Consider the following 15,176-nt stretch of genomic DNA (forward strand, 5'->3'; position numbering starts at 1 on the left):
CTTTAGAATGTTAGTTTAAGAATAAATTTTAACTATATAAGTGGTGGAAGTTCGTTTAAAAGACAGATTCTTAAAATAAGCCTAAATTTAAAGGGAAATATAATTCACAATTCACAACTTACCATTTATAATTAAAAAAAAAATGCCTTTATTTCAAACCATACAATTTAACGAAAATACCAAAATTTTAATTTGGAAGATTACCGAATCTTTTGATGAATTGTACAGTACGGTTGCCCTAAAAGAAAAAACGCAGCGAAGACTGGACGGAATGAAATCTGAAATGCACCAGCGGGCTTTTTTGAGCGTAAGAATGTTGATTCAGGAAATGGGGTTTACAGATAAAGATTTGCATTATGATGAATTTGGGAAACCGTATTTTGATTGTCATAATTATATTTCAATAACACATTCCTACAATTATGCCGCTATAATTATTAGTGAACAAACTGTTGGTATCGATATGGAATTGCAACGTGATAAAATCATCAGGATTGCTGATAAATTTACCGATTACGAATGCCTTTATTTAAAACCAGATTTAACAGAAGAGTACATTAAAAAACTAACGGTAATATGGGGTGCAAAAGAAGCCATCTTTAAAATAAGAAATGAAAAAGGTATTAGTTTTAAAGATCATATTCGGGTAGATGATTTTTCTTTAAACGAAAAAAAGACTTCGGCGAGTCTTTATTTTGATGATTTAATTAAGGATTTTGAAGTGCATTATCTCGAAATTGACAATTTTACTTTGGTGTATGCTTTTGAGAAATAATTTTCATCATCTTTTTGTTGTTTGAAATAACAAAACGTGGCATAATATTTCTGGTCAAAAAAAAAATATTACCAAAAACTTAAAACCTCAGCAACTTAGAATCTCAGTATCTCAGAAACTTTAAAAATTAAACTTCACTCTCTTTTTGTCGGTGCTGAAACATACTTATAAACAAAAAAGTGCTCATTTTTCTGGCACGTTTTTTTAGCGTATCGGCATTTTCGCCTTCAAAATATTCGTCAATCGTCTGAAACCAGTGATTGAGCCAGATCCCGAATTCATTTGTTGTTATTTTTTCATTAAAATGGGCGTCAACCTCATTATGAACTGCATGCGGATTCCCTTTGTATTTGCGAACACCGAAAAGATTCGTTTCCCAAAAATCAGTTAGTTTTTCGAGATGTAGATCCCAGTCGGTTATGATATCATTAAAATAAAAGCCGATTTCGCGATCGGCTCTTATTTTATTGTAAAACTGATGGACTAAAAAATTTATGTCTGTTCTGTTTTCTATTTGTTTTTTCACAGAAAAATAGTGTTTAAAAGAATAAAAAATACACTTAGGACTGCACTTAAAATCAAAAGGTTAAAAACCACCTTGTGTTTCATTTGTGCCAGAATTGAAGTGTTGACAAAGATACAGGCTAAAACTATAATGGCCAGCTGGATCATTTGAAAAATTGAAGTTCCGTTAGACAAAACATACATTGCTGCACCACCGCCTAAACAGCTTTGACCAATTACTGCCATTGCAGCAGAACCCATATAACTTTTGTTGAAATTTTCGAATGTTGTTTGATATAGTGTCATGATATTCAGATTTTTATATGGCAAAGATACGCTCACAACTCAACTGCATTTTATGATTAAAATCATAAAACGCGAACTTTTTTATCTGTATACTTTTCGATTAATTATCTTCAATTCGCCTTTTTTCTCCAGAGCTTTTATGGTTCTGATAACTGTTTCGACCCGTAATCCGGTTAAATCTCCGATTTGCTGCCGCGTAAAATTGATTAAAAAGCCATTTATATCTTTTTGAAAATTGAAATAGGCAATTCCGTGATCGATTAATTTTAAAACGCGATGTTCGGGTTCGTGTGTAGAAATTTCTGCAGCCATAACCGATTTGTAATACAAACGCTGTGACAGATTTTCAATTACCTTAATGCTTACCTTCGGATTTTCCTCAAGCAGCTTCATAAAGTTTTCTTTTGAAAGAATAAAAATTGAAGCATTTTCTACTGCTATGGCATTTGCAGGATATTTTTGATTGAGAAACAACGGAGGCTCGCCAAACGATTGTCCTTCGTAAAATATGCCCTGAATAAATTCTCTTCCGTCATCATTATAATTACTCATTTTGATTTCGCCCGAAATAATCTGAAAATAGTTTAACGGCAGATTTCCTTCTTCAAAAATAATATCATTTTTAGCAAACGATTTTATTATGGCACCATATTTTTGTAATAATTCAACTGTAATCATAATGTGTTGTTTCCGTTATCAAAGATGTTAGACAAATATAATTCATTCAAAATAGTTTCTTTGACATTAAAAAACTTTTACTTTTACACTCCGTATGCAAGAACAATTACTTACCATCCGACAACAGATTTTAGTCGCTAAAAGGAGCGGTCAGAAATTATTGGCCATACTTTTGGACCCGGATAAAATTGTTTTGAAAAATCTGGATCATTTAATTGATAAAATTAATGAATCGCCTGCTACTCACATTTTTGTAGGCGGCAGTATTGTTCGAAATAATATCTTAGAGGAAATCATTGCTTCATTGAAGGAAAAAACAAATTTACCAGTAATTCTATTTCCCGGTGATCCTTCACAGATTTCTCCTAAAGCTGATGGAATTTTGTTCCTGTCGCTATTGTCAGGCCGAAATCCGGATTATTTAATTGAATATCAGGTCCAGGCAGCGCCAATACTCAAAAAAACAAATCTTGAAGTAATTTCTACAGGTTATATTTTAATAGAAAGCGGCAACGAAACGGCTGTTGCGCGTGTGAGCAAAACAAAACCTTTAAGCCGTAAAAATCCCGATTTGGTTCTTGCAACTGCTCTCGCAGGAGAAATGCTGGGAAATCAACTGATCTATCTCGAAGCAGGAAGCGGTGCTAAACAGCCTGTTCCAACAGAAATGATTGAGTTAATTGCTCAAAATATTGAAATTCCTGTAATTGTTGGTGGAGGAATCGTAGATTTGCACGGAATTCAGAAAGCATATAAAGCTGGCGCTGATTTAGTTGTTATTGGAACAGCTTTTGAAAACGACAGTCGTTTTTTTGAATCATAATACCACTAATCCAAAACAATTTTGATGATAGATTTTTTTCTGGAAAGTTACAAAAATGCTCCGCTATGGCATATTGTCTTAGAATTTTTAGTCTTTGTATGTGGCATCCTGAGCGTCTGGTTTGCTAAGAAAGAAAATATCTGGGTTTATCCGACGGGATTAATTGCCACAGTTATTTCGGTGTATTTACTGTATGTTGCGGGTTATATTGGAGATATGATTATTAACGCATATTTTTCGGTTATGAGTATTTATGGGTGGTATGTCTGGGGAAAGGGCGGAACTACAGAAGACAATTTACCAATTACCCGTACAACGTTTAATGAAAAAATAATCGGAATCTTATTATTTATCTTCACCATTTTTGTAGTTTTCGGCATTTATACCTATTTTGATTATGAAATACATCCCGACAATTATGTCGATATGATTTCATCAGGAATATTTTTCGCCGGAATGTGGTACATGGCCAGAAAAAAAATAGAAAACTGGACACTTTGGATTATTGGTGATATTATTGTTGTACCTCTTTATGCTTATCGTGGCTTAGGGATGCTGTCACTTCAATACATAATTTTTACAATTTTGGCTATTTCAGCTTATTTAGAATGGAGAAAGATCTTAGACAGCAAAAAACAACTATCATAAAAATTGCTTTGTTCGGACCTGAAAGTACAGGTAAAACAACATTGGCAAAACAACTTGCAGATTATTACGAAACCAAATGGGTTCCGGAATTTGCGCGCGATTATCTGCAGGAAAAATGGGAAGAAAACCAGCATATTTGCGTAGCCGAGGATATGATGCCTATCGCGTACGGACAGACTGCGCTGGAGAATGAAAATTTAGCTCTGGCAAATAAATACTTATTTTGTGACACCAATCTGATGGTTACAAAAGTATTTTCGGAAATGTATTATGGTTTTTGTGATCCGCTATTAAATGAAGCGGCGCTTAAACACGAATACGATTTGTTTTTTCTGACCGATATTGATGTTCCCTGGGAAAAAGATGATATAAGAGATACTCCTAATGGAAGAGAAACGGTGTTTTCGGTATTTAAACAAACGCTGATTGATACAAAAAAACCTTTTATAACATTATCGGGCGACAAGAAAACACGCTTAGCAAAAGCGGTTGAAATTATTAATAATCTGACTATTGCAAAAGATGGGGGTTTTTCATCAAATGATTTTGTAGAAATCTACCATCACGGAACCGATTTTCATAATGTCTTCAAACAATTAGATGTTTTTAAAAGTGGTATTCCAAAAAGCAACTTGATAAGTCCTGCAACAATTGATAACGGAATTTTGAGTTTTTCTGAAAGTGAGTTTCGGGAAAAAGCATCTTTTTATGATAGTCAAAAATCAAATTTTAAACTGAAAAAGTTTGTCCCTGCATCTGGTGCTGCAAGTCGCATGTTTAAATTTTTGACGGTTTTTCTTAATGAATTTGACATTAATAAAGAAACTATAAACGCTTATATTAATAGAAAAAAAGATAATGAACTTCGGGTATTTATCGTGGCAATGGAAAAATTTCCATTCTTTAAGACTGTTGATAAAAAGATAAGAGAAATTTATCCTCACTTTGAATCTCTATCCCGGGACAATAAAAATTACTATTTTATAAAATTATTATTGTCCCCGGAATATTTTGACTTTGCAAATAAGCCAAAGGCAGTTTTGCCTTTCCATGAATACAAAACGCATATTGCGATTCCTATTGAAGAACATTTAAACGAATGCGTACATTACGCAACTTCCGGAGATGTTTCTAATCTTCATTTTACAGTTTCTGAAGCGCACCGTGAGTTATTTGAAAATGCTATATCTGTACTGAAAGAGAAAATTGAAGGCGAATCAGGAGTTGAGATAAATGTAAGTTATTCGTACCAAAGTAAAAAAACAGATTCTGTAACGGTTGATTTAAAAAACAATTTAGTCCGAGATAAAAATGATAAAATTGTTTTCAGGCCTGGTGGACACGGAGCTTTAATAGATAATTTGAATGCATTGGATGCCGATATTATTTTTGTGAAAAATATTGACAATGTAATTCAGAACCATATAGATGAAATTACACTTTACAAAAAAGCCCTTGCCGGGATATTAATTAAAATTCAACAAAAGGTTTTTGATTATCTAAAAGCAATTGACAATGATGCCATAAAGCAAGAAGAAATTGGCGAAATTGTATCGTTTCTTAAAGATCAATTAAATACGGATTTGTCAAGTGATTTTAAAAAGTTTACTTTAGAAAATCAAATTGAAAAGATAAAAGAACTTCTGGACAAGCCAATTCGTGTTTGTGGAATGGTAAAAAATGAGGGAGAGCCTGGCGGAGGCCCGTTTTGGGTTATGAATGATAAAGGGATTATCTCACTACAGGTGGTAGAAACTTCTCAGGTTGATTTGACAAATAAAAAACAGCAGGAGGTTTTAGCCGAGGCCACTCATTTTAATCCAGTCGATTTAGTATGTGGAATAAAAAATTATAAAGGAGAAATCTTTGATCTTCAAAAATTCATAGATAAGAAAGCCGGTTTTATTGTAGAAAAAAGTATGGAGGGTAAAATAGTTAAAAGTTACGAACTTCCGGGTTTATGGAACGGGTCTATGGCGAATTGGCTAACGGTTTTTGTTGCAGTTCCCCTGATTACTTTTAATCCGGTAAAAACGGTTAATGATTTATTAAAAGCGGCACATCAGCCACAATAGTATGGATGCAGAAAAAATCATATCAGAATTAGATTTTAAAGCGGTTCGAAGCAGTGGAGCAGGAGGACAGAATGTAAACAAGGTTTCTTCAAAAGTAGTTTTGTCATTTAACCTGCAAGCTTCTCAAGCGCTGTCTGATGATGAAAAATTTTTGCTGCAAAACAATTTGGCCCATCGACTGACTACAGAAAACATCCTGATTTTGAATTGTGATGAAGACAGAAGTCAGATTAAAAATAAGGAAATTGTAATAAAACGGTTTTTAGAAATAATCAAAAAGGGTTTATTTGTTCCTAAAGTGCGAAAGGCAACTAAAATTCCGAAAGCGGCAATTAAAAAGAGAATCAAGGATAAAAAGAATATTTCTGATATTAAACAATCACGCCGAAAACCTAACCTGGAGTAAATTTCGAATTTTTTGGAGTTTTAAATATTTTAACACTAAATTTGCACTGTCTCAAAGGGGTGCTCCAAATAACGAGCTGAGATCATACCCAAAGAACCTGAGCGAGTAATGTTGCTAAGGGAAAAAACGACAAAATTAAGAGTGCACACTTAGTTTTGTGGTAAGAAACACATTTATTAATTTAACAAAAGAATAATTCCCCCTTTTATTCGTATTTATTTACGAATGAAAACTATTTTTAAAGGTACTGAAGTACTAATTTACAAAGGTTTAAAGGTTGAAAGACCTCGTGTAATCAAATCTGCTTTCTACATTCTATTTTCTTTATTCTATTCTCTGTCTTCCAATGCACAGGAAAAAGATTCTGTAAAAGTCAATCAGCTTGATGATGTTCTGGTTTCGGCTGTTCGTGTTACTTCTAAAACTCCGGTTAGTTTCAGTAATATGGATAAAAAAGAAATCAAATACAGAAATCTTGGTCAGGATATTCCTGTTTTAATGAATTATCTTCCTTCTGTCGTAACTACTTCAGATGCCGGCAATGGTTTTGGTTATACCGGAATACGTGTCCGCGGAAGCGATGCAACACGTGTAAATGTGACGATCAACGGAATTCCGTACAACGATGCTGAAAGTCAGGGAACTTTTTGGGTTAATATGCCCGATTTTGCTTCTTCTGTAGAGAGTCTGCAATTACAACGCGGAGTTGGAACATCTACAAACGGTGCCGGAGCTTTCGGTGCAAGTTTAAATATGTTGACAGACAGTTATGCCAATAAAGCAACAGGCGAAATCTCAAGTTCTGCAGGATCATTTAACAGTTTAAAGAATACAGTAAAATTTAGCACAGGATTATTAAACGATCATTTTGAAATTGCCGGACGTTTGTCTGCAATGAAATCTGATGGTTATGTAGACCGGGCAAGTTCCGATTTAAAATCTTATTTTCTTCAGGGAACTTATGTTGGTAAAACCACCCTTATTAAAGCATTGGTCTTTGGCGGAACGCAGAAAACGTATCAATCCTGGAACGGAATTGATGCTGAAACATTAAATTCTAACCGAAGATATAATTCTGCCGGAGCATACACAGATGAATTCGGAAATACACGTTATTACGACAACGAAACAGATAATTATAATCAGGATCATTATCAGCTGCACTGGAGTGAATCGATTTCGGATAACTGGAGTACAAATGTTGCACTTCATTATACAAAAGGAAAAGGATATTATGAGAATTATAAAGAAGATGCCGAAATGTCTGACTATAATCTTAATCCAGTTGGAGCAGTTACAACAACAGATTTAGTTCGTCAGAAATGGTTAGATAATGATTTTTACGGAACCACTTTTTCTGCTAAATATAGAACAGAAAAGTTAGATGTCATTTTAGGAGGTGGATGGAATAAATATGAAGGCGATCATTTTGGAAAAGTAATCTGGGCCAGATATGCTTCTCTATCGGAACTGGGAGATCATTATTACGATGATTACTCTGCTAAAACGGATGGAAATCTTTTCGCGAAAGCAAATTATCAATTTACAGAAAAATTAAGCTTTTATGGAGATTTACAATACAGAAGAGTAACGTATAAAGCCAATAGTGCAGAAACAGGTCTGGTAGATGACGATTTTAATTTCTTTAATCCGAAAGCAGGTTTGAATTACGAAATTAATCAAAAAAGCACGTTATACTTTTCTTATGCACGCGCCAATCGTGAGCCCAACAGAACCGATTATGAAGGCGGAAATGTAAAGCCCGAAAAATTAAATGATTTTGAATTAGGCTGGAGATTAAATTCAGAGAAATTTCAATTAAATTCTAATCTTTATTATATGGGTTACAAAGACCAGTTAATTTTAACGGGAAGATTAGATGATGTTGGTTCTCCAATTCGCGCCAATACAGAAAAAAGTTATCGCTTAGGTTTAGAATTTGATGCCACAATTGCACTTTCTGAAAAATTTACATTAAGACCAAACTTCACCATAAGCAGTAATAAAAATGTTGATCTGGCAGTAGAAGGAGAGTATTACGGAACAACCAAAATTGCTTATTCGCCGGAGATTATTGCAGGGAACATTTTTGTATACAAACCAATTGAAGGTTTATATCTCTCGTTATTGCAAAAATACGTTGGAGAACAATTTATGAATAATATTGAACTACCTGCGGCTAAACTAGCAGATTATTTTGTAAATGATTTTAATGCTTCTTACGAAATAAAACCAAATACCATTTTTAAATCCATTACGATTACAGCTTTGATCAATAATATCTTCGATAAAAAATATGTATCAAACGGAGCGATGTATGATATTTATCCCTACTATTATCCACAAGCCGGAACTAACTTTTTGATAGGTTTGAATCTGAAATTCTAATTTGGATAATCCATATAAAAAAGCCTGAAAATTAAATTTCAGGCTTTTTTACTTTAGTTGTAAACGTGAACCACAGTTCCGGAAGCTTCGACGCGATATTGTTTCATTGGATATTCCTTTCCGCCAAGTCCTGTAAATAAATTATACTGCGTCTTATCGCAGGAACAAACCGCATTAATTCCGTCAATAGTCATTGGCGTACATGAAGTAATAGCCTGATTAGGACAAGCGGCATCAAAAGCGGTATAGGTTCCGGTACCAGTCATCATAACGATAATTCCTTTTGCTCCATAATTAGGAACATAAACCGGATTGGCTACATATTTTAAACCATTATATAAAGGCAGGTTACTGTCAAGGTATACATTTATAGAATAATTGGGGATATAAGGATTATTGTTGCTTCTGTTGTTGTCACTGCATGAAATTAAAATAGCAGACAATGCGATAAAGAACCAGATTTTTTTCATTATTTGAATAAGAATTAGTTAAAACAAAAATAATTTATTTAGATTTGAAATCTATATGATTAACATATAATTATGTACTATAAAAAATTATAGTATATTTGTGGTAAGAAAATCCCGTCGCGATGGGATTTTTTGTATTTATATAAACGATGAAGTTATGAGTAAAGTATCTTATTATACAGCAGAAGGATTAAAAAAATTAAAAGATGAATTGGAGCACTTAAAAAGTGTTATGCGTCCAAAGGCATCTCAGGATATAGCAGAAGCAAGAGACAAAGGTGATTTATCTGAAAATGCAGAATATGATGCAGCCAAAGAGGCTCAGGGATTACTGGAAATGAGAATTGCCAAACTAGAAGAAGTATATTCTAATGCAAGACTTATTGACGAATCTCAACTTGACGTTTCTAAAGCTTTGGTTTTATCGAATGTAAAAATCAAAAATCAGGCAAACGGGATGGAGATGAAATATACGCTTGTGGCTGAAAGTGAAGCTGATCTTAAAACAGGAAAAATCTCTGTAACTTCTCCTATTGGAAAAGGTTTGCTTGGGAAATCTGTTGGAGAAGTCGCTGAAATTACAGTTCCAAACGGAGTATTGAAATTTGAAATTCTTGAAATCTCAAGAGACTAATTCTTGTTTAAAAGTTTAGTCGTTATATCGATTAAACGATTAATCACATAAATGAATAAACGATGAGTTCTATATTCACAAAAATAGTAAACGGAGAAATTCCTGCTTATAAAATTGCTGAAGATGATAATTTCTTAGCTTTTTTAGATGTAAATCCAAATGCTAAAGGACACACACTTTGTATTCCGAAACAAGAAATCGATAAGATTTTTGAAATGGAAGATGAACTGTATTTAGGTTTAATGAGATTCTCTAAGAAAATCGCTGTTGCGTTAGAAAAAACCGTTCCCTGTAAAAGAGTGGGAATGGCTGTTGTCGGACTTGAAGTGCCTCATGCGCACGTTCATCTTATTCCATTAAATGAAATGGATGAGATGCGTTTTCATAATAAAGTATCACTTTCAAAAGAAGAATTTGAAGCTTTGGCAAAAGCTATTGAATCAAATTTATAATCAAATAGATAAAGTTTGTGAGCGAAGTCGAATCACATTAAATAAAAAAGTGCCGTAAAATAGTTTACGGCACTTTTTTATTTAATGAAATCTGAAATGTAGTTCCTTTTCCAATCTCAGATTGTAATACTTTTATTTTTCCATTATGGTACTCTTCTACGATTCTTTTGGTTAAGGAAAGTCCAAGTCCCCAACCTCGTTTTTTAGTGGTAAAACCAGGTTCAAAAATGGTTTTAAACTGCTTTTTAGAAATTCCTGTTCCGGAATCCTTCACATTTATTTTTATGAGATTTGCATCTTGTTCAATTAAAAGATCCAGCGTTCCTCTTCCTTTCATAGCGTCAATGGCGTTTTTGACTAGATTTTCGATCGTCCAGCTATGCAAAGTCGGATTGATCATCCCATAAATTGGACTCTCCGGCGCTTTAAATGAAAATGCAATTTGTTTGGAAAAACGGAATTGCAGGTATTCATAAGCATTTTGAGTTTCTTTGACAATATCATGAAGTTCTAAAACGGGTATGGAGCCAATTTTAGAAAAACGATCTGTAATTGTTTGCAGCCTGTCAATATCTTTTTCAATTTCAATACTAATCGACGGATCAATTTCTTCTGTTTTTAATATTTCGACCCAGCCAATTAAAGAAGACAGAGGCGTCCCAATCTGATGCGCTGTTTCTTTGGCCATTCCCGCCCAAAGCTTATTTTGAGTGGCCATTTTGGTGCTTTTGTAAAAGTTATAAATCAGGGCAATGCATAAAAATATAATAAGGACCAGCGCCACCGGATAATATTTCAGCTTATTTAGTAATTCAGAATTTCCATAATACAATGTCTGATATTTTCCCGGAGCGTACTCGAAAGTAATGGGCTCGTTTTCATTTTTTAATTTATTTAAGAGCGCTTTTCTTTTTTTGTTATTACTCAGAATATCGTCCGGAACATTTTTAGCACTTACAACATTGTCATACAGCATTATTACACCCGGAATAGACGTATTGTTGTTGATAATCTGAAGCGGTAAATCTAAATCGGTATACTCGTCGGCATTTACTAATGAAATTTGCGCTTTTACAAAAAGATTCATTTTTATGCGTTCCTCGTTTTTAAAAATTTGGAAGAAAGTATAGGTGTTCCAAAGTATCAGAGTAATGATTAAAAAGCAGATCGAAATAATAATCCAACGGGTTGTATTTGTTCTTTCAGAAAAAGACATATGGTTTTTTTTGAGGTATAAATATAACGAAATATAAACATTTTATATTTTGTAGAAGGTGAAAAGATTTTAGCATTATCTACAAAAACTATTTCTTTCAATTAAACGATTTCAATACTTTTGTAGTTACTAAAGAGAGATTCTTTCAAATCAAAAAGTATGATCAGCATTAATCCAAAAGAGATTCCGACAGCTAAATTGCAGGGCTATCTGCAGAGTTCAATTGGTCCGAGACCCATTGCTTTTGCCAGTACCATTAGCGACAAAGGAATTCCGAATTTATCTCCGTTTAGTTTCTTTAATGTTTTTAGTGCGAATCCGCCTGTTTTGGTTTTTTCGCCTTCGCGTCGTGTTCGGGACAATACAATAAAGCATACCTTAATAAATGCCGAAGCCACTCGCGAAGTAGTTATTAATGTGGTCAATTACGATCTGGTACAGCAAACCTCTCTGGCAAGTACAGAATATGGTGATGGTGTAAATGAATTTATAAAATCGGGATTAACCCAGATTCCGTCAGATTTGGTAAAACCATATCGGGTTAAAGAATCTCCGGTTCAGTTTGAGTGTAAAGTAACGCAGATTATTCCGCTGGGTGATGAAGGCGGAGCAGGAAATTTGATTTTATGTGAAGTAGTAAAAATTCACATTCATGAATCTATTTTAGACGAAAACGGAGCAATCGACCAACATAAAATTGATTTGGTTTCGAGACTTGGAAATAACTGGTATTCAAGATCCAATCAGGGACTTTTCGAAGTTGCGAAACCCTTGACAACACTGGGTGTGGGAGTAGATGCGATTCCGAATTTTGTTAAGGAAAGTGATGTTTTTGACGGAAATGATTTAGGCAAACTTGGTAATATTGAATCCTTGCCTACAAAAGAAGAAGTTAGTATATTTGTGAAAGAAAATTTTTCTGTCAAAGGAGTTTTAAGCTCAGATGACCAGCAAAAAGTACACTTAGAAGCCAAAAAATATCTGGATAAAGGCGATGTAGAATCGGCCTGGAAAGTGCTTTTAGCCAAAAAATAAAAAGAATAGAAACAATAATTAATATACACGAAGATGGAAGTTACAGGAAAAGTAAAAGTGGTAAACCCGGAGCAGCAGGTCAGTGCAGCATTCAAAAAAAGAGAATTAGTTGTTACAACTGAGGAGCAATATCCACAACATATTTTAATCGAATTTACACAAGATAAATGCGATTTGTTGAGTAGCTATAAACAAGGAGAGGCAGTAAAAGTTTCTATCAATTTAAGAGGAAGAGAATGGGTAAATCCACAAGGAGAAACTCGTTATTTCAATAGTATTCAAGGATGGAGAATCGAAAGACTGGCACCAGAAGGAACTTCTCAGGCAGCGCCAATGCCAGCAGCAGAAACTTTTGCTCCTGCAACAAATCTAAACGAAGACGAACCAGACGATTTACCTTTCTAAAAGGTTAAATTTCAATTTTAAAATTCCAAATTCCAAATCTTTACTGTGTTTGGAATTTGGAATTTTTTGTATTGAATGTTTTTTACCATTTAGACATAACAGAATCTAAAATAGTAGAATTTAGAATTTAATTTTTTGGAAATTTTAGAAAATGATTTATTTAACGAAAGAGTTATTTTTTCCGCCAGTTTCAGAAGCCGATGAAGAAGGTGTTTTGGCAATTGGAGGAGATTTAAGTTCAGAACGTCTAAAACTGGCTTATAAAAGCGGCATTTTCCCCTGGTTTAATGACGGAGAGCCAATTCTATGGTGGGCGCCGGACCCAAGAATGGTTTTGTTTTTTGATGAATTGATAATTTCCAAAAGCATGCGGAATATTCTCAATCGGAAAATGTTTAAAGTTACCTTTAATAAAAATTTTAAAGAAGTAATTTCAAATTGCCAACAGATCAAGCGCGACGGGCAAGACGGAACCTGGATATCTAACGAAATGATCAATGCTTACTGTAAATTAAACGAAGAAGGAATTGCTAAATCTGTTGAGGTGTGGCAGGATGATGTGTTAGTCGGCGGTTTATACGGAATAGATTTAGGAAATATCTTTTGTGGAGAAAGCATGTTTTCAAAAGTTTCTAATGCGTCAAAAACGGCTTTTATAGCTTTAGCTTTATATTTGCAAAGAGAAAATTATCAACTATTGGATTGTCAGGTTTATAACCCGCATTTAGAAAGTTTAGGCTGTCGCGAAATTGACCGTGAAGAATTTATGTCCATTTTAAAAAGTAAATAATGAGTGCAGTTTACCAGATAGAAGAAATTTATATTTATCCTGTAAAAAGTTTAGCAGGTATCAGTCTGAATAGTGCTAAAGCAGAAGAAATGGGTTTTGAAAATGACAGAAGATGGATGCTGATCAATGCAGAAAATGTTCACGTTACACAAAGAGAATATCCGGTTATGAGTCAGTTTTATCCTGAGATTTCCGGAGACAAAATCAGTATTACTTTTAAAAATGACAAACATGAATTTGCCATTAACGAACATTTGGATATTGCAATCGAATCTGCTGTCTGGGAAGACAAAAGTGAAGTGTTTGAGGTTAATAAAGCAACATCAGAGTGGTTTAGTAAACAATTAGGTTTTAATTGTAAATTGGTTAAAATCAATAAAATTGGCGACCGGAAACATGAAAGTTCCCGCACACTGGAAACGTATAACGTGAGTTTGGCAGACGGATATCCGTACTTATTAATTGGAACAGAAAGTCTGGATTATTTGAATTCAAAACTGGAAGAAAAAATTACCATTAAAAGATTTCGGCCAAATCTGGTTGTAAGTACTTCTAAAGCGCACGAAGAAGACGACTTTAAAACTTTTAAAGCGGGTGAAGTTGAATTTAAAAATATAAAACCCTGCGGAAGATGTATTATGGTAAATAATGATCCACAGAAGGCGATTGTTAAAAAAGAACCTCTAAAAACATTGAGTAAATACAGAAATGTCAATAATTCTGTTTTATTCGGAACTAATTTAATCAGTTTAAATAATGGAATAGTTAAAGTTGGAGATAAGGTTATTTTCTAAAAATTCAGCTTTGTAAAACTCCAGTTTAAGGTGTCAAATAATATAATCTCATTTTTTAAAGTGGGTAATCCAATGATTAGTTTTAAAGTTTCATGCGCCATCATATTTCCAATAATTCCGGGCAAAGTTCCTAAAACGCCATTCAAATTACAATTCGGTACCTCTTTTGGATCTGGCATTTCCGGAAATAAATCCCTTAGATTTTTACTTCCGTCAGAATTAAAAACAGCAACCTGACCTTCAAACTTTAAAATGCTGCCGTAAACTAAAGGCTTTTTTAATGCAACACAAACATCATTAACCAGATAACGGGTTGAAAAATTATCTGAACCGTCTACAATAATATCATATTGCTGAATGATATTAGAGGCATTTTCTTCAGTCAATTTTTCCTCAATGGCTACTGCTTTTATTAATGGATTTAGTTTGGAAACTACCTGTTCTGCGACAATTGCTTTTGGTTTTCCAATTTCGTCTTCAGTATATAAAATCTGTCGATGAAGATTGTGGATTTCTATGACATCAAAATCCATAATTCCGATATAACCTACTCCCGCGGTGGCAATATATTGCAAAACGGGACAGCCTAAACCGCCTGCTCCAATAACCAAAACCCGCGAATTTTTTAGTTTTTCCTGCCCTTCATCACCAATTTCAGGTAAAATGGTTTGTCTGTTATATCGAAGAAATTCTTGTATAATGCTCATCTTTTGAATTGTAAATTGTGATTTGTAAGTGGTAAGTTTGGAAATGTGAATGTGAATAATAAGTACGAAT

General features: G+C 33.8%; 18 protein-coding genes. 12 read left to right on the forward strand and 6 right to left on the reverse strand.

The features are described 5' to 3' along the window. Positions 1 to 142 precede the first annotated feature (142 nt). A complete protein-coding gene (locus tag ABEB31_RS05715) occupies positions 143 to 775 on the forward strand; it encodes a 4'-phosphopantetheinyl transferase family protein (RefSeq protein WP_347050391.1) in 633 nt (210 codons plus the stop codon). Positions 776 to 902: 127 nt separating this feature from the next. Here the strand turns inward: ABEB31_RS05715 and ABEB31_RS05720 are convergent, their stop codons facing one another. From ABEB31_RS05720 to ABEB31_RS05730, 3 genes are all read right to left on the reverse strand, one after another. Continuing rightward, entirely contained in the window at positions 903 to 1,301 is a 399-nt protein-coding gene (locus ABEB31_RS05720; RefSeq protein ID WP_347050392.1) for a group III truncated hemoglobin, read from the reverse strand. Further along, positions 1,298 to 1,585 carry a hypothetical protein gene (locus ABEB31_RS05725; RefSeq protein ID WP_347050393.1) on the reverse strand — a complete coding sequence of 96 codons (288 nt, stop codon included), beginning with the start codon at positions 1,583 to 1,585 and terminating at the stop codon, positions 1,298 to 1,300. The genes ABEB31_RS05720 and ABEB31_RS05725 overlap by 4 nt, the downstream gene beginning before the upstream one ends. A gap of 81 nt (positions 1,586 to 1,666) precedes the next feature. Continuing rightward, positions 1,667 to 2,263, reverse strand: coding sequence for a Crp/Fnr family transcriptional regulator (locus ABEB31_RS05730; RefSeq protein ID WP_347050394.1), 597 nt, complete (start codon positions 2,261 to 2,263; stop codon positions 1,667 to 1,669). 94 nt (positions 2,264 to 2,357) lie between these two features. Between ABEB31_RS05730 and ABEB31_RS05735 the strand changes: the two genes are divergently transcribed. The 5 genes from ABEB31_RS05735 to ABEB31_RS05755 all read left to right on the forward strand — a co-directional run bounded on the left by ABEB31_RS05735 (position 2,358) and on the right by ABEB31_RS05755 (position 8,603). Further along, complete coding sequence (locus ABEB31_RS05735) at positions 2,358 to 3,086, forward strand: phosphoglycerol geranylgeranyltransferase (RefSeq protein ID WP_347050395.1); 729 nt, start codon at positions 2,358 to 2,360, stop codon at positions 3,084 to 3,086. Positions 3,087 to 3,110: 24 nt separating this feature from the next. Beyond that, on the forward strand, positions 3,111 to 3,734 hold the full coding sequence (gene pnuC / locus ABEB31_RS05740; RefSeq protein WP_347050396.1) for a nicotinamide riboside transporter PnuC: 624 nt from the start codon (positions 3,111 to 3,113) through the stop codon (positions 3,732 to 3,734). Then, positions 3,695 to 5,809: a DUF4301 family protein gene (locus ABEB31_RS05745; RefSeq protein WP_347050397.1), complete on the forward strand. Its 2,115-nt coding sequence runs from the start codon at positions 3,695 to 3,697 to the stop codon at positions 5,807 to 5,809. The genes pnuC and ABEB31_RS05745 overlap by 40 nt, the downstream gene beginning before the upstream one ends. A 1-nt stretch (position 5,810) precedes the next feature. Continuing rightward, a complete protein-coding gene (arfB, locus tag ABEB31_RS05750; RefSeq protein ID WP_347050398.1) occupies positions 5,811 to 6,215 on the forward strand; it encodes an alternative ribosome rescue aminoacyl-tRNA hydrolase ArfB in 405 nt (134 codons plus the stop codon). Between the two features lie 225 nt (positions 6,216 to 6,440). Beyond that, on the forward strand, positions 6,441 to 8,603 hold the full coding sequence (locus ABEB31_RS05755) for a TonB-dependent receptor (protein ID WP_347050399.1): 2,163 nt from the start codon (positions 6,441 to 6,443) through the stop codon (positions 8,601 to 8,603). 53 nt (positions 8,604 to 8,656) lie between these two features. Here the strand turns inward: ABEB31_RS05755 and ABEB31_RS05760 are convergent, their stop codons facing one another. Further along, positions 8,657 to 9,073 carry a Rieske (2Fe-2S) protein gene (locus ABEB31_RS05760; protein WP_347050400.1) on the reverse strand — a complete coding sequence of 139 codons (417 nt, stop codon included), beginning with the start codon at positions 9,071 to 9,073 and terminating at the stop codon, positions 8,657 to 8,659. A 157-nt stretch (positions 9,074 to 9,230) separates the two neighbouring features. Here ABEB31_RS05760 and greA point away from each other — a divergent pair, with 157 nt between their 5' ends. Then, positions 9,231 to 9,707 (forward strand): transcription elongation factor GreA, encoded by a 477-nt coding sequence (gene greA / locus ABEB31_RS05765; RefSeq protein ID WP_347050401.1) that lies wholly within the window; start codon positions 9,231 to 9,233, stop codon positions 9,705 to 9,707. Between the two features lie 62 nt (positions 9,708 to 9,769). Next, positions 9,770 to 10,159, forward strand: a complete 390-nt coding sequence (locus ABEB31_RS05770; RefSeq protein WP_347050402.1) for an HIT family protein — start codon at positions 9,770 to 9,772, stop codon at positions 10,157 to 10,159. A 64-nt stretch (positions 10,160 to 10,223) separates the two neighbouring features. Here ABEB31_RS05770 and ABEB31_RS05775 read toward each other — a convergent pair whose 3' ends face one another. Beyond that, positions 10,224 to 11,375: a sensor histidine kinase gene (locus ABEB31_RS05775; RefSeq protein WP_347050403.1), complete on the reverse strand. Its 1,152-nt coding sequence runs from the start codon at positions 11,373 to 11,375 to the stop codon at positions 10,224 to 10,226. A 159-nt stretch (positions 11,376 to 11,534) separates the two neighbouring features. On the opposite strand from ABEB31_RS05775, the gene ABEB31_RS05780 reads away from it, so the two are divergent. From ABEB31_RS05780 to ABEB31_RS05795, 4 genes are all read left to right on the forward strand, one after another. Continuing rightward, the gene (locus ABEB31_RS05780; RefSeq protein WP_347050404.1) at positions 11,535 to 12,410 is read left to right on the forward strand and encodes a flavin reductase family protein; all 876 of its coding nucleotides are present in this window, start codon (positions 11,535 to 11,537) and stop codon (positions 12,408 to 12,410) included. Positions 12,411 to 12,443: 33 nt separating this feature from the next. Next, a complete protein-coding gene (locus tag ABEB31_RS05785; protein ID WP_347050405.1) occupies positions 12,444 to 12,815 on the forward strand; it encodes a DUF3127 domain-containing protein in 372 nt (123 codons plus the stop codon). 151 nt (positions 12,816 to 12,966) lie between these two features. Beyond that, positions 12,967 to 13,605, forward strand: a complete 639-nt coding sequence (gene aat, locus ABEB31_RS05790) for a leucyl/phenylalanyl-tRNA--protein transferase (RefSeq protein ID WP_347050406.1) — start codon at positions 12,967 to 12,969, stop codon at positions 13,603 to 13,605. Further along, positions 13,605 to 14,399, forward strand: a complete 795-nt coding sequence (locus tag ABEB31_RS05795) for an MOSC domain-containing protein (RefSeq protein ID WP_347050407.1) — start codon at positions 13,605 to 13,607, stop codon at positions 14,397 to 14,399. The genes aat and ABEB31_RS05795 overlap by 1 nt, the downstream gene beginning before the upstream one ends. On the opposite strand, the gene ABEB31_RS05800 is transcribed toward ABEB31_RS05795, so the two are convergent. Further along, entirely contained in the window at positions 14,396 to 15,106 is a 711-nt protein-coding gene (locus ABEB31_RS05800) for a HesA/MoeB/ThiF family protein (RefSeq protein WP_347050408.1), read from the reverse strand. The genes ABEB31_RS05795 and ABEB31_RS05800 overlap by 4 nt on opposite strands. Positions 15,107 to 15,176: the final 70 nt, after the last annotated feature.

This window comes from Flavobacterium olei (assembly GCF_039749035.1).
GTDB classification, from domain to species: domain Bacteria; phylum Bacteroidota; class Bacteroidia; order Flavobacteriales; family Flavobacteriaceae; genus Flavobacterium; species Flavobacterium olei.